Origin of the sequence: Blautia sp. TF10-30 (genome assembly GCF_003481245.1) — a bacterium.
GTDB lineage: Bacteria > Bacillota > Clostridia > Lachnospirales > Lachnospiraceae > Fusicatenibacter > Fusicatenibacter saccharivorans.
Genome location: NZ_QUKM01000006.1, coordinates 41657 through 59334, shown reverse-complemented (window position 1 = coordinate 59334; position 17678 = coordinate 41657). Strand labels below are relative to the sequence as shown.

18 protein-coding genes are annotated in these 17678 nt (G+C 48.2%); 4 read left to right on the top strand and 14 right to left on the bottom strand.

What is annotated here, in order from left to right; translation table 11 throughout:
- Window positions 1-70: 70 nt before the first annotated feature.
- From DXD02_RS07430 to ispE, 7 genes are all read right to left on the bottom strand, one after another.
- Window positions 71-523, bottom strand: coding sequence for a DUF1934 domain-containing protein (locus tag DXD02_RS07430; RefSeq protein ID WP_117801840.1), 453 nt, complete (start codon window positions 521-523; stop codon window positions 71-73).
- Between the two features lie 39 nt (window positions 524-562).
- The gene (gene murI, locus DXD02_RS07425; RefSeq protein WP_055221779.1) at window positions 563-1387 is read right to left on the bottom strand and encodes a glutamate racemase; all 825 of its coding nucleotides are present in this window, start codon (window positions 1385-1387) and stop codon (window positions 563-565) included.
- 197 nt (window positions 1388-1584) lie between these two features.
- On the bottom strand, window positions 1585-2331 hold the full coding sequence (gene spoIIR, locus DXD02_RS07420) for a stage II sporulation protein R (RefSeq protein WP_117510034.1): 747 nt from the start codon (window positions 2329-2331) through the stop codon (window positions 1585-1587).
- A gap of 96 nt (window positions 2332-2427) precedes the next feature.
- Window positions 2428-4164: a GerAB/ArcD/ProY family transporter gene (locus DXD02_RS07415; protein ID WP_117801839.1), complete on the bottom strand. Its 1737-nt coding sequence runs from the start codon at window positions 4162-4164 to the stop codon at window positions 2428-2430.
- Between the two features lie 3 nt (window positions 4165-4167).
- On the bottom strand, window positions 4168-5700 hold the full coding sequence (locus DXD02_RS07410) for a spore germination protein (RefSeq protein WP_118666643.1): 1533 nt from the start codon (window positions 5698-5700) through the stop codon (window positions 4168-4170).
- A 145-nt stretch (window positions 5701-5845) separates the two neighbouring features.
- Window positions 5846-6559 carry a GntR family transcriptional regulator gene (locus DXD02_RS07405; RefSeq protein ID WP_243033842.1) on the bottom strand — a complete coding sequence of 238 codons (714 nt, stop codon included), beginning with the start codon at window positions 6557-6559 and terminating at the stop codon, window positions 5846-5848.
- Window positions 6546-7427: a 4-(cytidine 5'-diphospho)-2-C-methyl-D-erythritol kinase gene (gene ispE / locus DXD02_RS07400; protein WP_118666642.1), complete on the bottom strand. Its 882-nt coding sequence runs from the start codon at window positions 7425-7427 to the stop codon at window positions 6546-6548. Before ispE ends, DXD02_RS07405 begins: the two co-directional genes overlap by 14 nt.
- A 407-nt stretch (window positions 7428-7834) precedes the next feature.
- Between ispE and DXD02_RS07395 the strand changes: the two genes are divergently transcribed.
- Window positions 7835-8578: an AzlC family ABC transporter permease gene (locus DXD02_RS07395; RefSeq protein ID WP_022462149.1), complete on the top strand. Its 744-nt coding sequence runs from the start codon at window positions 7835-7837 to the stop codon at window positions 8576-8578.
- Window positions 8568-8870: an AzlD domain-containing protein gene (locus DXD02_RS07390; RefSeq protein ID WP_330410127.1), complete on the top strand. Its 303-nt coding sequence runs from the start codon at window positions 8568-8570 to the stop codon at window positions 8868-8870. The genes DXD02_RS07395 and DXD02_RS07390 overlap by 11 nt, the downstream gene beginning before the upstream one ends.
- Window positions 8871-8930: 60 nt before the next feature.
- Here DXD02_RS07390 and DXD02_RS07385 read toward each other — a convergent pair whose 3' ends face one another.
- From DXD02_RS07385 to DXD02_RS07375, 3 genes are all read right to left on the bottom strand, one after another.
- Window positions 8931-10460 carry an alpha-N-arabinofuranosidase gene (locus DXD02_RS07385; protein WP_118666641.1) on the bottom strand — a complete coding sequence of 510 codons (1530 nt, stop codon included), beginning with the start codon at window positions 10458-10460 and terminating at the stop codon, window positions 8931-8933.
- Window positions 10461-10596: 136 nt separating this feature from the next.
- Window positions 10597-10791 carry a hypothetical protein gene (locus DXD02_RS07380; protein WP_055226225.1) on the bottom strand — a complete coding sequence of 65 codons (195 nt, stop codon included), beginning with the start codon at window positions 10789-10791 and terminating at the stop codon, window positions 10597-10599.
- A complete protein-coding gene (locus DXD02_RS07375) occupies window positions 10778-11173 on the bottom strand; it encodes a BrnT family toxin (protein WP_330377069.1) in 396 nt (131 codons plus the stop codon). The genes DXD02_RS07380 and DXD02_RS07375 overlap by 14 nt, the downstream gene beginning before the upstream one ends.
- Before the next feature lie 199 nt (window positions 11174-11372).
- Here DXD02_RS07375 and DXD02_RS07370 point away from each other — a divergent pair, with 199 nt between their 5' ends.
- The gene (locus tag DXD02_RS07370; protein ID WP_055226223.1) at window positions 11373-12665 is read left to right on the top strand and encodes an L-cysteine desulfidase family protein; all 1293 of its coding nucleotides are present in this window, start codon (window positions 11373-11375) and stop codon (window positions 12663-12665) included.
- Between the two features lie 57 nt (window positions 12666-12722).
- Complete coding sequence (locus DXD02_RS16365) at window positions 12723-12842, top strand: DUF6783 domain-containing protein (protein ID WP_368250375.1); 120 nt, start codon at window positions 12723-12725, stop codon at window positions 12840-12842.
- Between the two features lie 9 nt (window positions 12843-12851).
- Here the strand turns inward: DXD02_RS16365 and DXD02_RS07365 are convergent, their stop codons facing one another.
- The 4 genes from DXD02_RS07365 to DXD02_RS07350 all read right to left on the bottom strand — a co-directional run bounded on the left by DXD02_RS07365 (window position 12852) and on the right by DXD02_RS07350 (window position 17536).
- A complete protein-coding gene (locus DXD02_RS07365) occupies window positions 12852-13781 on the bottom strand; it encodes a nucleoside hydrolase (RefSeq protein WP_070103170.1) in 930 nt (309 codons plus the stop codon).
- 122 nt (window positions 13782-13903) lie between these two features.
- Window positions 13904-15604 (bottom strand): ABC transporter substrate-binding protein, encoded by a 1701-nt coding sequence (locus tag DXD02_RS07360; RefSeq protein WP_117801836.1) that lies wholly within the window; start codon window positions 15602-15604, stop codon window positions 13904-13906.
- A 73-nt stretch (window positions 15605-15677) separates the two neighbouring features.
- The gene (locus DXD02_RS07355; RefSeq protein WP_055226220.1) at window positions 15678-16568 is read right to left on the bottom strand and encodes a carbohydrate ABC transporter permease; all 891 of its coding nucleotides are present in this window, start codon (window positions 16566-16568) and stop codon (window positions 15678-15680) included.
- An 11-nt stretch (window positions 16569-16579) separates the two neighbouring features.
- On the bottom strand, window positions 16580-17536 hold the full coding sequence (locus DXD02_RS07350) for an ABC transporter permease (RefSeq protein WP_055267163.1): 957 nt from the start codon (window positions 17534-17536) through the stop codon (window positions 16580-16582).
- Between the last annotated feature and the right edge of the window lie 142 nt (window positions 17537-17678).

Here is a 17678-nt window from a genome sequence, read left to right as displayed (position 1 = left end):
GCCAGGACTTTGGCTCGTTGCTCGCGAAAATACCCGAGTTGAATAATTTTCATTCTTCCCGGGTATTTTTTTATAAATTCAGTTTTCCACCTTCCCGCGGTCTTACCTCGATATCGATTACGCAGTCCCCCACGTAGCTGTCGTTGATGTCGAGCGCGTATTCTGCCTTCAGTAAAATCTGATCCGGCGTCTCTTTCATTCTGACCTTCGTCGCCGCAACTCCCATGTTGATTATGCCATATGGCGTATGATAAAACGAAATGTTCTTTTTATCCTCCTCAAAAATCATATGGACATCAATGAGGCCGCGCTTGCGCACCTCGAGGGCGTTTTCCGTAAATTTGATCATGTTGTGCGTCATCATGTCAAAGCCTTCGGTTGCCTCGTCGTAGATCAGAAAGTGATGGCCATTTTTCTTGTAGTACGAACCCGTCGTCATAACCTCCACCGGTTCTTGTTCGCCGGATTCCTCATCCATCAGATACTGCAGTCCGCGGATGCTGATGAGTACGTCTTTTTCCATCCTTTTCTGATGTTCCTCTCTCTTTTCTGTATGTCGTTTTTAATAGTTTTCAATCTGTACCTGTTTCGTATCGCTGATCTGCTCCGGCAGAACGGAATGTGCGAAGGCATTGAACCGCTCCACGCCGTCGCTTGCGAAGAACTGGTATTTCTGACGGCCCAGCTCATCGTTTCCCGGATTCTCCAGATCCAGCTCCCGCAGCAGTCTGCGCAGTGCCTGTGAGGTTTCGTATGCCGGGTTGACGAGTGTTACTTTTTCTCCGACTACTTTCCGCAGCAGAGAACGCAGCAACGGATAGTGGGTGCATCCCATAATCAGCGTGTCGATGTCTTTATCCAGAATCTCTGCCAGATAGCGGCGCGCCACTTCCTCGGTGATCGGATCTTTTGTCCAGCCCTCTTCCACGAGCGGCACGAACAGCGGACACGGTTTTCCGTAAACGGTGATCGCCGGATCTGCCTCGGTAATAAGCTGCTGGTAGAGGCCGCTCTGAATAGTGCTCTCGGTTGCGATGACGCCGACGCGCTTGTTCTGCGTCGTCTCGACGGCCATCTGTGCGCCCGGTTTTACCACGCCGATGATCGGGAGATCAATCTCTTTTTCGATCGTATCGAGTGCCAGCGCACTTGCGGTGTTGCAGGCGATGACGATTGCCTTGACCTGCTGGGTTTCCAGAAAGTGTACGATCTGGCGGGAATAACGGATGACGGTATTTTTCGATTTGGAACCGTACGGCACACGCGCGGTATCTCCAAAATATACGATTCGTTCGTCGGGCAGGTTTCGCATAATCTCACGCACTACGGTCAGTCCGCCGACACCGGAATCAAAGACGCCGATCGGCGCCTGTCTGTCTGCTTTCATACTTTCCTCCATTTTTCATCCGGCATTACTTTTTTGTCATGCCGAATGGGGTTCATTTCTATATTTAATATATCTGAATTTTTACATTTCTTTTTTCATTTCACGACCCTGGTTAAAATAGGTCGCTGATACATTATTTTAACCCGAATGGAGGAATATTGCAATCATTTCTCTTGAAAGTCTTTCGAAAAATCCGCCTAACGCCAGAAAAACCGGAACGAAATCCGGTCACTTTTCAGGATTTCGCGGTAGGCGGCGTCACTCAACAGATTCTGCAGCGGAATCCGGCTTTTTTCGACTTTTTCTGCACTTTCGCCGTCCTCGTTTACGGGGCGCAGGGCATCCGAAAAGCAGATGGACGGGTACAGCATGCACCACCAGTTGTGCCCTTTGGCTCTGCCGATGTTGATCTGAAGAGCGTCGTACGTTCCGGCGGGGAGAATATAATTGCCCGTTTCTTTTTCCTCAAAACTGGCTTTTCCGTACGTTACGGTGATATCGTCAGTACTGCCTCCTGCGCGCAGCGTCTGAAGGGCGGCGGCACGGATGGAGGGCTCGTTTTCACGCAGGATTTCTTCGGTTTCTGCTTTTGTTTCGGCTCCGTGCAGGATCGTCTGCAGTTCTTCGGCAACGGCATCGCGTACCTGAAGCTTGATCTGCTGGTCGGAGGCGCAGTCGCTGTTGGCTCTTACGTGAAAGCGCACGATCTTTGCAGCGACTTCCTGCTGCAGACGAGACTCGCGGAGAAGATTGGCGGTTCCGGAAAGGATCAGCGCCGCAATGCAGACGGGGAGCCAGCGGCGGCAGAAAATTTGAAATGCCGCCTGGAATTGACTTCTATGCTGGTTCCCAAATGTATTTCGGGGCTGCGCCTGCCTGTCCCTGGATTTCTTCTGTGTCTGATTTTGATTCCGTTTCCGGCTCTGTACTTTTTTCTCATTCATATGCTGCCTCCTGTTTTTTCCAGTTTTGCCGGATTTCAAAACTTTTATACACAGACACTCACTGCCCGCTCCGATATTCCATACACTTTAAACCTTTTACGGCGCTTTCGGAATCCACAGAATGCTCCTTTCGTTTTCCCACGCATAGCACAAGTCCGCCAGTGTCACCGCCTCTTTTCTTTTCACCCGGTTGTCATAAATTCCGCACAGGTACTCACCGACAGACTCCACCTGTTTTCCGTTCTGCTCCATGATATCTTCTGGTTTTTCTGCGTGAAACAGATAGGCACTGTGCCCAAGCGCACGGTCCTGTTCCAGGTACTTCAACAGTTCTTCCATCCGTCCCCGGTCACTGAGCAGTGCATCGGAAAATACAATCGCCTGGACGTGTCCGGTGTCGAGATCATATTCCTCTGTGCTGTCATATTGCTGCGCAATCTCCTCAAACGTCTCCGCTTCAAAGAACAGCGATGCGGGGTCCTCGTCGGTTCCCTCCTCCTGCTCATCCTTTCCCTGGCCGGTCACCACCGCAAGATTCGCAGGCGCATACCAGACGCGCCATTTACCGCCAGCCGTCTTCTTTTCTCCGCCGCTCTCACTGACCGCCGTCCCGGTTTCTTCCCCAGTTTCACTGTTTTCCGGCGCAGTCGCCTCTTCCGACACATAATCAAAGGCAACCGCCAGTGGATACAGCCGCTTTTCCGGCTCTACTGCCCCGCAGGATGACAGGAAAATCATACTGCCCAGCGCCAGACACACAAGCCGCAGTTTTTTCATATGCTTCTGGCAGAAGCCGAGCAGCACCGTGATGGCAAGGAAAAACGGAAAGTAACCGTATCGGACCGACCAGCCGCTTTCCGCGCATGACAGCAGCCATATAAAAAGCACTGTACCGATCCGTACATAGAGATTCTGCGGTTTCCACAGTCCCGTCTTCTCTCCGATCAGCGATACGTAAAACAGCAGACTTCCCAGTGTGAACAGCAGTCCCATCAAAAGAAATGCCATCCACAGAATATCAAACCGCTCCAGAAATCCACCCGGCAGGCTCGTTCCTGCCATTAACAGTAAGAGCGGGTCCTGCGCCGCAGCCGTGCCGCGCCGGCCGAAAACGCCGAGCAGCGCCATGCTTCCTGCAATTACAAGAAGCCCCGTTTTCCAGATACTCTGCGTCACCGGAAGAATGACACTCCTGTGCTCTTTCTGCACATGCCCCAGTAAAAACGGCAGCAGCGCAATCGGTGTTCCATTTTCCAGTGTTCTCCACACATTCCACCCAAAAAGTATTCCGTTATCCACAATTTCAACAGACTTTGCTGTCTCCCAGGCATCCTCAAACGAGGAAAAATGCATCTGCGGAACCGTCAGCAGAAGCAGAATCAAAATCCCGCCCACAATCCACGGATAGAGTGCTTCCGCCAGCCGTCCTCTTTTCTGTACTTCACTGCCGACACCAAACCCGGCCGCCGCGAGCAGAAACAGTCCGCAGAGCTCCTGCGGTACACCCGCTGTCAGATACGCGGCGGCAAGCTCCGCCATTCTGCGAAGCAGTGTTCCGCCGAGGAAAAGCAGATAACACAGATACATCACTGCCAGAAGGAGTTTCCCAGCCTTTCCCATCACGCTTTCCAGGCGGCAGTAAAGCCCGCCAAGGCGCACGAGATAAATGCACCACACCGCCAGCAGCCCATATCCAACGAAAATCCCTGCCATACCGGGCAGGCCGTCCGATGCGCCGTACGCCGCGAGCTGCCAGAACGCCGGGCAGAGCAGAACGAGCACGATCTGGCGTTCCATCTGGCGCTGTGAAATTCTGTCATTTTCCGAAAACATGCGTCACTCTCCCCTTTCCTGCTTTTCTTCCGGCTCCGCAGCTTTTCTGTTTTTCCGCAGCCGCACTCTCTGATCGCGCTTTGTAAAGACCGGCCGCTCCCGCATCTGATGCAGCGGCGGCCGCCATACGGAATCCTTCGGCGCATGGTAGCCCGCAAGTCCTTTCCCGACGAACGGCATCAGATAGGGAATGCCAAAACTCGTAAGCCCGGCGAGATGACCCGCGAGAAGAAACGTGCCGAGCACCATGCCGAAAATGCCGAGCCATCCGCCGAGCAAAATGAAGCCGAATTTCAGCAGCCGGAACGGCGCACCGAACTCTTCGTTCGGAATCGCCAGCGAACAGAGCGCCGAAACCGCAACCACAACGACGGTCATCGGGCTCACCAGATTGGCGGAAACCGCTGCATCTCCGATGATCAGTCCGCCCACAATTCCGATCGTCCCGCCAAGCGGCCCCGGCATGCGCACACCGGCCTCGCGGATCAGTTCAAAAGCAAATTCCATCAGAAGAATTTCCAGAATGCCGGGGAAAGGAACGCCTTTCCGCGCTTCGGCGAACGCCAGCAGGAGTTTGGTCGGAAGCACCTGCGTGTGAAAGCCCGTGACAGCCAGGTATCCGCCCGAAATCCACAGGGCGAGAAAGACCGCCGCATACCGCAGCAGCCGCTCAAATGAGACGATCAGAAAATGATGATACCGGTCCTCACTGACCTTTAAAAAGCTGTCAAATGATGCCGGGAAGAGAATCCCGACCGGGGAATTATCACATAAAAGCAGGATTCTTCCGTCCAGAATCTCCATCGCCGCGCGGTCCGGCCGTTCGGTCGTCTCGAAGCGCGGGAACGGCGATTTCCACTGCGGTTCGCAGAGCTGCTCGACCATGCCGCTGTCAAAAACGCCGTCCACTTCCCAGCCGGCAATCTGCTGTTTTACCTCTTCCAGAAATTTCGGATAAATCAACTCTTTCTCATACACCAGAGCCAGAACCGTATCAGAACGCGCACCAAAATGTATCTCCTCCACTTTCAGATCGATGGTCCGCAGACGCTTGCGGACGAGTGCCGTGTTGGTTTTGACAGAGTCGGAAAAACCTTCGTTTGAGCCGCGCAGCACTTTTTCGGACTCCGCTTTTTGCACTCCTAAATTGGGATAACCCTTCGATCCGATCTTGACTGCACGGTCATAATGATCCACAAAAAGAATTGCATTTCCCGCAAGCATGGAAGCGAACGCAGCTTCCATGGTATCAAATTCCACTGCGTCCGAAATTCCGAGCTGATTTTCCGAGAGAACCCCCGGGATATCTGCCTCGGGAACCTCCATCAGACGGTTCAACAGCTTCCCGATCACGGAATCCTTCAACATAACGCAGCTCACCGCCACTTCTACGTAGATCAGCAGCGCACCGGTTCCGCCCGTTTTGCCGAGTTTCATCGGGCGGATCTGAATATCATCGCATTTTTCACACCATGTACGGATCACGCTTTCATTTTCCGCCAGTGTGAGTGAAATCTGCGTCTTCTCTTTTTCCATGCCTGCGTCCCTCCTTCTCCTCCTTTTGAAAGCTTCCGAAAAACCATCTGGAGAAATATACTCTGCAAAATTTCATAAAAAAACATTCTGTCACGATTTTTTTACTCTGTAACAGAATGTTCCTTTTTCGAAATTTTATACGCTTTTATTTTTCTTCTACACCCGTCATGCTCTGGTGATGTACGGTCTGCATAATACTCTCCTGCTGTCGCTCGATATGCTCGCGGATCATCTTCTGTGCGCCTGCAAGATCCCGATTTTTCATACGTTCATAGAGGGCATCGTGCTCCTCGACCAGGGAACGTCGGGATTTTACATCCTTTAAATATTCAATCCGGTAACGGTACATTTGCTCCCGCAGATTGTTCAGCAGCTGAATCAGGCGCTCGTTGTTCGTCGCCTGATAAATCACATCATGGAATGCCACATCTGCCTTTGCAAGCTTCTGCAGATCATCCGTCTCTGTTGTCTCCAGCATTTGTTCAAAGCTGCGCGATGCCTGATAAAGCTTCTGCAGTTCGCTCTCTGTAATCCGCTGACACGCCAGTTTTACCGCCAGCTCCTCGAGTCCGAGCCGCACCTCCAGCACATCGTTCAGATCTTTTTCCGTGATCTGCGCCACCTGTGCACCCTTTCGCGGCACCATGATTACAAGGCCATCCAATTCCAGCATGCGAATCGCTTCACGGATCGGCGTACGTGAAACGCCAAGCTGATTTGCCAGCCGGATCTCCATCAGCCGTTCACCCGGCTTTAACTCCCCGCGCAGAATCGCCTGGCGCAGCGTGCGGAACACGACATCGCGGAGCGGAAGGTACTGATAATCCTCCATCTGCAGGTCTAACTCATTTTTTGCCATACTTTGTACCTCCCGGTTTTGATACTGTAGTCAGGAATGTCTGTTTCGACAGTCCGCTTATTTTTAACTGAGCGCGGGCAAATTCTGCCTTGTCCGGATCGTCGAAAATGCCGAATACGGTCGGGCCGCTGCCGCTCATCATCGCATTGACCGCACCGTTTTTCATCATCTGTGCCTTGATCTCATCGATCACCGGATACGCCGGACACGTCACGGATTCCAGCACATTTCCCATGCGGTCCGTGATGCCGTACAGATCGTGATTCCGGATCGCCTGTACCATGCCGTCGATATCAGGATGATCTGTCACCTCATCAAGATGCAGGTTTCCATAGACAAATTTCGTCGAAACATTGATGCCCGGTTTTCCGATCAGCACGTAGCACATCGGTACGCCGGGAAGGGATGTCAGCTTTTCGCCGATTCCTTCTGCCAGCGCCGTACCGCGCATCACACAGTACGGAACATCCGCTCCGATCTGCACACCCCGCTCCATCAGCTGGCGTTTTGTCAGACCAAGCTGAAACATGCGGTTAATTCCTACCAGTGCCGCTGCCGCATCCGAGCTTCCGCCCGCCATGCCGGCCGCTACCGGGATAAATTTTGTCAAGTTCATATCGACACCCTGACGGATATCGAATTCATCCATCAGAATCTTTGCCGCTTTGTATACGAGATTTCCGTCATTACACGGAAGGAACGGCAGATTGGTTGTCAGCCTTATGCCAGGTTCTTTTCTCTCCTTTATTTCCAGCTGATCGTACATCTGGATCGTCTGCATTACCATGCGGACTTCATGGTAACCATCCTCTCTTTTTCTGGTCACATCAAGACCAAGATTTATTTTTGCAAGCGCACGCAGTTTCATCGTAGGCACCACCTTCGGTAATGTTTTTTGTATACATAGATATTAATGGATTTTTCTTCTATTTTCAAGCGTTATCTTCTGTTTTTGTACATAATTTTATACAATTCAGTTCAACAGACTTAGAAACGCAGGCGTAAGCAGTGGCTGCGTGAAACGAACAAGAACAAAATAAGAGTTTACGAACCTGTCGAAACTTGCTATAATTTTCATCAGATATCAGGGCAAAAGATCAAAAAGCCGGTGCAAGCTCGCTTGCAAGAGGATTTTTGATCTCTTGACCCCAACATTTTTGCCAGATGTCAGAGCATGTCTGAAAAAAACTTTTCGTAAGCTGCGAATCTCAGATTACGGAAATGATTTTTTCAGACATGCTCTAGCTTCTGCGAAGGAAAAGGAAGTAGCTTTTTATGAGTTCACAAAGATCTTATTCATTTTCCCGCCAGGTTCTGGTCAACGGAATCCGCGATGGCATTCCGATCGGGCTTGGCTATTTTGCGGTCTCGTTTTCGCTCGGCATTGCAGCGCGTAAGGCAGGTCTTAGTCCTTTTCAGGGCTTTCTCGCCAGTCTTTTCAACAATGCTTCCGCCGGAGAATACGCTGCCTTTACACTGATTGCTGCCAACGCAGGCTATCTGCAGGTCGCTATCATTACACTCATCGCCAATGCGCGGTATCTTCTGATGAGCTGTGCGCTTGCCCAGCGCTTTTCGCCGGACACGCCGTTTTTCCACCGTTTTCTCATTGGTTACGATGTAACGGATGAACTGTTTGGCATCACAATCGCGCGCCCGGGCTGGCTGAATCCATATTATACATACGGTGCCATTCTCGTCGCTGCTCCCGCGTGGTCGATCGGCACGGCTCTTGGCATTATTGCCGGAAATCTGCTGCCGCTGCGCGCTGTCAGTGCCTTAAGCGTGGCGCTGTACGGCATGTTCCTTGCAATCATCATTCCCCCGGCGAGAAAGAGCCGTGTGGTAGCGGGTCTTGTTGCCGTCAGCTTTTTCTTAAGCTTTATCTGCAGCTATCTCCCGGGCATCTCCACTCTCTCCGACGGAACCAGAACGATTCTGCTCACCGTTCTGATTTCCTGCGCCGGAGCTATCCTGTTCCCGGTAAAGACAGAGGAGGAAAATGCTGATGTACAATAATTATATCTATATCGCTGTCATGGCTCTGGTTTCCTACACAATCCGGATTCTGCCGCTGACGCTGATTCGGAAGCCGATTAAAAATCAGTTTATTCAGTCGTTTCTGTACTACGTTCCATACGTGACGCTGTCAGTCATGACCTTCCCGGCGATTGTCCATGCAACACAGAGCCCTGTTTCCGGCGCACTCGCGCTTGTCGTCGGCATCGCAGCCGCATGGTTTGGTGCAAGCCTGTTTCAGGTTTCGGTGGCATGCTGTGCCGTGGTGTTTGTGATTGAATTGTTTTTGTAATAGAAATGAGCCGCCCTGTGGGAACAATCCTTTTCCCCGGGGCGGCCCGTTTTGTATGTATTACTTTTCTGTTTCTGTTTTTCTGAAATGATAAACACTGACCGAAGCCGCCGGCAGTGCAATCTGGAAGGAGTCTTTTTCCCGTGCAGGTGCTTTTCCTTCTTTGCAGCGGACGCGGTTCGGATGTTTCGCATCGTTGTAGTTCTGCGGATCTTGGGAGTACAGTGTTTTGGCCTCAACAAATTCCGGACACTGTTTGAATTTCAATTCGATTTTCTTTGATTCGCTGTAACTTGTATTTACGAGGTTGACGTAGATATCATCATTTTTGATCGAGGCAAAAATGCAGACCTCAGGATCTTTGTTCTTTTCCTCAAAGCCAAGCGTATACGCACCCTGATGCACCTGATACATATCGAACACATCGTAGTTTGGTGTCAGAATACAATGCTCACCATCCGTCAGGAACAGGGAATTCAGGACATTGACAGACTGTGCCACACATGCCATGCGCACATCCCCGGTATTGCGGTGGAAGATGTCGAGCGTCAGTGCGGTTGTAACGGCATCGCGCATCGTACACTGCTGATACAGCGCCGGGCGCGCATTAAATGCACTGCTGTGCCAGTTGCCCCACTCACCGACAATCAGTTCACATTTTCTCGGTGCCGCCTGGAACGGACCCTCCGGTTTCGGAAGTGCCTCAAGACCAGCGTCTATCAGGCGGCGCTGCTCGTGAATGACATTTTCCAGCTCTTTGCATCCATTGATCACATCATACCACTGTTTCTCATCAAATTTCTTCTCGGTCTGAAGCTGCTTCAGATTCCAGTTGTAAAAATGGAGATCGTAGCCATAGAGAGACGGCATCCGGTATTTTCCCATTTCCTTAAAGAAATCTTTTGTCCACGCAGCACGTTCTTTCGGCTTATTTCCATCCGGGCCGCTGGCGATGCATTTCATGGAAAATGCCTGATCGCCGCCTCCAAACGACGGACAGGAGGAACTGAATTTCCGGTATTCGTTCGCATACATCTGCGGCGTCATTTTTCCACCGCCGTCCCATACTTCATTTCCGATACCCCAGTATTCAATCTCGAACGGTTTTTCATGGCCGTTTGTTTTTCGTTCCTGCGAAAGTGCCGTCGGCTCTTTGCGGTTACAGTACTCCATCCACTCTCGCATCTCGGATGGAGAGCCGGTCATCATATTGATATTAAACCATGGCTTCGCGCCGATCATCTCGCAGAATTCCATCATCTCGTGTGTACCGAACTGATTGGGATCCGTCTCGAAAGTACCGAAGTTTTCATTGTATGTAACCGGCCGCTGCTCCCGCGGGCCAATACCATTCCGCCAGTGATACACATCCGCAAAGCATCCGCCCGGCCAGCGGATCACCGGCGGGTGCAGCTTCTGAAATGCATCCACAAGGTCTTTTCGGATTCCATGATAATTCGGAATTTCCGAATCCTCTCCAACCCAGATTCCATCATAAATACAGGAGCCAAGAAACTCGATAAAGTGTCCCTGCAGTTCCGGGTAAATATATTTTTCTCCAGCTAATTTTCGAAACGTAATCTTCTGCATAAAAATCCTCCAAATGAAAGGGTGGTGTGTATTTTTGCTACTTTTCAGTATAGGACACTTTAAAGGAAAATACAATTTATTCTGAAAAGATCTCCGTAAAACTAGGATTTTCTGGTTTTACGGAGATCACAAATTTTTATGCTCTTTTTTTGCCTGCTCCCCTCGGCGGATTTACCCGTCGAAATTTTAGCGCCCGTTCTGGAGTCGTTTCCGGACAATCTTCATCAAATACAATAGGTTTTTCTTTTGCTGCTTTTAGTTCCCTTAATTCTTCTTCTGAAAAAGCGAGTTCTTTTATCAGGCTTTCTGTCATTTCTTTAGTATTTACCATAATAAAGCCCCCTTTCAAAATTGGTTGCATATCTTGCGGAGATTAATCTTGTCACATCTATTTCTGCCCCATTTTCATTTTTCCGTATTCTTTCCGTATACACTACAAACAAAACATCATCACTTTTTATATTTCCGATCATAATCTCTGTATTACGCTCTATTTGCGCTGTCCCTGCAGATAAATCACCTATGATATCATATCGATCTTCAACATTACTATTTTCCTCATCATAATATTCTATTCGATCATAATCAAAAAATACACGGGCAGCACTTTTAAATGAAATTCCATGTTTTTCTATATTAATTTTATTCTTTTTCTCATCATATTCGAAAATCATTCCACCAAGTGAAAATGTTACAGTTTTGCTATTCTCCAATGATTACCTCCGATTTCAGTATTTTACTGTTTTTATCGTATCATCTTTTCTTTTCTGCGTCAATGCATGATGTTAATTCACAAATTGCAATTCTCTACTTGACATCTGATATTATCAGTGATATATCAATAGTATAATCAGAAAGAAATGCAAGATTTACCAGTTGATAACGCATAAAAAACTATACAGGAGAATTTTCATGGATCAGAAATTATATGACAGTTATGTAAAGATTTTAAAAAACGAGCTTGTTCCGGCGCTTGGCTGTACAGAGCCGATTGCCATTGCATATGCGGCAGCAAAAGCACGCGAAGTACTCGGACAGATGCCGGAATCGATCGAGCTTTGCTGCAGTGGAAACATCATCAAAAACGTAAAGGGTGTTAAAGTTCCAAATTCCAACGGTCTGAAGGGCATTGATGTTGCGGCAACGCTTGGCGTCGTCGGAGGCTGTGCCGAACGTGAACTTGAAGTACTTGAAGATGTGACCGAGGCAGATATTGAAAAGACAAAAGAACTGGTACAGCAGGGATTCTGTACCTGTACTTTAAAAGAAGGCGTAGAGAATCTCTACATTGTTGCAAAAGTCATTGCCGGAGAGCACAGCGCGGAGGTAACGATTGTAAACCGTCATACCCTGATTTCACGCATCGTAAAAGATGGTGAGATACTTTATCAGATTGCGGCTCATGAGGATTCCCCTGAATACGTTGATAAAAGTGTGCTGAACGTCAAGGATATTCTTGAATTTGCCGATACTGTGAAGATCGAAGACATCAAAGAAATTCTTGACCGTCAGATCACCATGAACTCTGCCATTTCCGATGAAGGTCTCCGTCATCCATACGGTGCACAGGTTGGCCGCACGCTGCTGAATGAATACGGCAATGACGTAAAAATCCGCGCCCGCGCCCGTGCAGCGGCAGGCTCCGATGCGCGTATGAGCGGCTGCTCTCTTCCGGTCGTCATCAATTCCGGCAGCGGAAACCAGGGCATGACCGTTTCCCTTCCTGTCATTGAGTTTGCAAAAGAATGGAACGTTTCCCAGGAAAAACTGTACCGCGCACTCGTTGTCAGCAACCTGATTGCGGTTCATCAGAAAAAATATATTGGAAGTCTTTCCGCTTACTGCGGCGCCGTCAGCGCAGGCTGTGGAGCCGGTGCCGCCATTACCTATCTTTCTGGCGGAACTTATGAAGATGTCAGTCTGACGATCGTCAACACCATTGGAAACGTCGGCGGTATTGTCTGCGACGGCGCAAAATCCTCCTGTGCGGCGAAAATTGCATCCGCTGTTGACGCTGCTATTCTCGCCCACTACATGGGCCAGCATCACAGAAGTTTCCAGCCGGGCGAAGGTATCGTGCGGGAAGATGTCGAGGATACGATCAAGAGTATGGGATACATCGGAAGAGTCGGCATGAAAGATACCGATACGGAAATCCTGAATATTATGATCGACCGTGTGGATATTGACGAAGTGTGTAAATAACGAAAGTATTACGATAGACAGCCATCTGGACAAACTTGCACAGATGGCTGTTTTTATATTGCTCTTTCTGTCCATACAAAAACCCGCTGCGACGCCCTCTGTCGAACAAAATTTCCGATAAATTGTGACACACATCTTGTGGAAAGCTTTTTTCAAACAGGCTCTGATTTTGATTAGCAGTCCCTGTCACATCCCATAATTCAATTTCAGTTTCGCAAAAAAGTCTCTCAACGTCAGCTCCGCATTCGGATCATGGTAAACGCGAATTTTGCGGTTCTTTCCGGTGAAGTGATAGCTCATGTCCTCATAGCTGATTTCCGGCGCTTCTACCATTTCATAGAGGTCGGTACGCTGTACCTCTGCCAGCAGCAACCCAACTGTCGGAGAATCGCCGAGACCCCAGATTTCGCCGTGCGGCCATTCCTGGAACTGATAGAAGGTGTTGTTAAAGTCTACCATCTGCTGATACAGATAATTTCCAATTTCTCCACATGGCTGAACATTAAGCTGCAGCTCGGCAAGAGAAACTGTTACTTTCTTGTATACGGTAGACGGAACCTGCCATACCTTCATGCCGGATTTCATCACAACGTTTGCAGCTGCGATATCCTGGCGGAGGTTGAACTCTTCTCCCCCTTCCGGATACGGTGCTCCGCCGATCCAGATGGCGGTCATGCGGTCTGCGATTTCCGGTTTCATCAGAAGTGCGGAGGCAACGTCGGTCAGTGCTCCCTGGCAGGCGATGAACAGCGGATGCGGATCATCTTTCATGGCTTCTTCGGCGATCAGCTTTGCGCCATCCGACACGGCCGGAGTCTGCTCGTCCTTCATCGGAAATTCCGATCCTTTGCAGACCGGGCATACGCCCTGCCGATCCATCAGATCCAGCACTTTATTGACCTCGTCCATGCTCGCCTGTGCCGTGTGGCCATCGCCGTAATCGCGGGAGAACATGTTGAAGTGACACGGAACGATGCCTTTCAGAATAAACATCGGTGTCATCAGGTGATGTGCCAGTGCGAACTGGTCGTCCGCCTCATTTTTGCAGTCTGTGCTGACAATCATACGCACGCGTTTGTTGTCCGGCACGGAAAATGTGTAATTCATTTTTTTCATAGTAAATCCTTTCTGCTGTAAAAGCCAAAAACATACAAAGCAATCCGCCCGAAGACCGCACAGCTTTACGGTTTCCGGGCGGATTTGCCTTAGATCTAATTATACCTAATGTTGATCTTTCGTTAGTTTGCTTCTTTTGCTGCTGCAATCGTATCAAGGTTAGACTGCGGAGTTTCTGTAGCTCCTCCGTTTTCATCCAGCCATTTATCCAGCTGCTCCTGTTTTGCATCCATAACAGTCTGCAGTCCGGCTGCATACAGCGCATCATTCAGTTTCTGGAGTGTTTCTTCTACACCAGCAACTCCGACAGAGCCTGTCTCAAGTGCTGGACGATACGTATTCAGTGCATTCTGCAGAGCTGTGATCTGTGTAGAGTATTCAGAAGAATCCCACATAAATCCGTATGCCGGTGAATACTGTGCCCAGTCGTTATGGTGCTGCAGTTTATCCCAGTAATTTGCATCCTTGGAACCATCATTCCATACGTATGTGTTAAACTGATTGCCCATAAACCATCCTGTATTCTGATGATATTTAAAGTTAGAAGCATCTTCACCATCTACATAATAAGCAGTACCATCATCCAAAACTTTATAGTTTACATCCTGAATACCATTCTGCCACAGATTCATAACCTCCGGATCTGTATACAGCGCGGAGATAAACTTAAAGGCCATTTCCGGATCCGCACTGTTGGTTGCGATGCCAGTATCATAAAAACTTACGTTTGTAGTTGAATATCCACCTTCTACATCCTGTCCAAAATACATTGCATAGCAGTCTGTTCCTGTAGATGCCTTTGCCTCAACAAGATAGCCCGGCTTAATTGCTGACATATAAGAGAACGTATTTCCAGCCTTCATCATAACTGCAGCTCCCTGTGTATCCGTCAACGCATCCGGATAAATGTATCCTGCATCAAACCATTCCGCCAGCTGGGTTACTGCTTCTTTGTAAGTATCGGTTTCAAACTCGTTCACTACGGTTGTGGAGTCATGATCAGCCTCCCAATCCAGAACACCGAACTGATCCGCTAACTCGTCGAAAAATGCAAGACGTCTCATCGGGCTTGCACTTCCCTGCAGATACAGAGGTGTCATTTCCGGATGTGCTTCTTTTACTTTCTTGAAAATTTCAGTTGCAACAGACCAGTCATACACTTTTCCGGTGTATTCATCCTGATTCAGCTCCAGTCCGTATTCCTCTGCGATACCAAGTTCATCACAGATATCTGCTCTCATAGTCAGACCACCAAGTTCAACCGATTCCTTCTGTGCCGGAAAACCGAACAGAATACCATTCATGGAACCTACCGTTGCATTTGCTTCACCAAGCACATCTTTAATAGCCTGTCCCTCCGGAGTATCCATATACTGGTTCATATCGACAATACCATTCATTGCAATCCAACTGGAAGCATTGCTGTAATAAATTGGCATAACATCCAGCTCATCACCACCGGAAATCATCAGCTGAATCGTCTGCTGATATTCTGCATACTGCAATGGAAGAAATTCCACTTCAATATGATATTTCGGAATCATGTATTCATTCAATGCATCCTGCACTGCGGTACGTGCTGCGTCATCCTGCTCGTAGAACTCGACGAAGGCAAACACGAGATGATAAGGATTTTCTTCCGTGTACTCACCAAGCTCTGTTTTTGTTACGGAAGCATCTACCTCGCCAGATGCCGATGCTGTTGATGTTGTTCCAGAAGAGCTCTTGGATGAGCCGGAAGTGTCTCCACTGTTTCCGCAGCCGACAAGCAGGCCGCCCACCATTGTCGCTGCCAGAAAAGCAGCAAGCATTTTTCTTTTCATATGAAAATTCCTCCTTAAAATAAGTTTATCACGAAGCAGCCCTTTTCGCTGCTAATGATTCATTCCATCTGTATCAGCCTTTGACTGCGCCAAGAGCGATACCTTTTGCATAATATTTCTGGAAAGACGGGAAAATCAGCATAATCGGCAGAATTGCTACGAATGCAATTGCCATCTGGATTCCCGTTGCCGGAATGGTCGATGCAGCTGCTGTCACATTCGAGTTGGAGCTCTGTGTCAGGAACTGAATATTCTGTACCATCTGGTTCAGAAGGTTCTGTACGTTGTACAGACCTGTATTCTTAACGATATAGTACAGACCATTGGTCCAGTCATTCCAGTAAGCAAGGCCTGCAAAGGTGCCCATTGTTACCAAGATCGGTTTTCCAAGCGGAAGTACGATTTTCCAGAAGATGGTAAACTGGCTTGCACCGTCAATCTCTGCCGCCTCGTATAATCCATCCGGAATGCTTGTGGTAAAATAAGTTCGAATCATCATAACATTCCATGCAGAAAGCAGGAAGTTTGGAAGCAGCTGTGCAAAAATCGTATCTTTGATATGGAAGGTACCTGTCCACATAATGTAAGATGGAACGATACCGCCGTTGAACAGCATGGTAAAGAACACGAAGAACATCATCACATTTCTGCCCGGAAGATTTTTTACTGACAAAGGATAGGCCATCAGAGCAGACAGAAGGACATTCAACAGAGTTCCGACTACCGTGACACCAATACTTACTCCATAGGCCTTCAAAATCTGACCTCCGGATTTGATGATGTAGGAATAGGACGCGAGGGAGAACTTCTTCGGAAAGAAGGAGTATCCATTCGCTACCAGTGTGTTTTCATCTGTAATAGAAGACATAAATAACAGAATAAACGGTAAGATAATGGCAAGCGTCCAGATAATCATGACAGCGTTTGCTAAAATCTGATATTTGGAAAATGGTTTTTCTTTCATACGTGATCTCCTTAGAACATTGCGTTTTCTTTGCTGACTTTACGTACGATTCCGTTTGCGGTAAGGACAATGATAAATCCGATGATGGACTGATAGAAGCCGGCTGCTGCAGACATTCCGACATTTCCGGATTTCATCAGGCCGCGGTATACGTAGGTATCAATAACATTGGTTGCCGAGTACAGAAGTCCTGAATCACGTGGTACCTGATAGAACAGACCGAAATCGGAATAGAAGATACGGCCGACACTCATCAATGTCAGGGTGATTACGGTTGGTTTCAGGAATGGAAGCGTAATGTTTTTGATCTGCTGCCATTTGGTTGCGCCATCCAGAGAAGCTGCCTCATACAGAGACGGATCAATGCCATTGATGGTAGATATGTATATCAGACATCCATATCCTACACCCTTCCAGGTATTTACAAAAATCAGAATGAACGGCCAGTATTTCGGTTCTGCATACCAGTTCACAGCATCTTTTCCAAGTGCACTTAAAATCGAATTGTTTACAATACCTGTACTCTGACTTAAAAATGCATATACAATGTAGCCAAGAATAACAGCCGACATCAGATATGGAAACAAGATTGCACTCTGATAAATTTTCTTTAATTTTTTATTAAACGTATCGCAGATAAAGATTGCAAAAATAATTCCGACTACCGTGTTCAGAACAATAAACGCCAGATTGTAAAGTAACGTATTTCTTGTAATAGTCCATGCATCCGATGATGCAAACAGAAATTCAAAGTTCGCCAGTCCGCAGAACGGGCTCTTCCAGATTCCCAAACGGGCATTGTACTTCTTAAATGCTACGATAATGCCTGCCATCGGAATATAATTGTTAATGAGCAGATAGATCGCGCCTGGAAGGAACATCAGATACAGCGGAAGGTATCGTTTGAATTTTGCTGCTTTGCTGTGGCTGCTCCCGGATGATGCATGGGCTTTTTTTAAAGATGCCATGTTTTTCCTCCTCGTTTCCTCTTTGTTTTCTCGTTTTTTTGTCGTTGCAAGTATGTTCGAACAAAATTGCTTTGACTATCAACTGTTGTTATTATATAATTTTAATAAACTTTTTAGCAATTCACATTGCTTAGGTTTTATT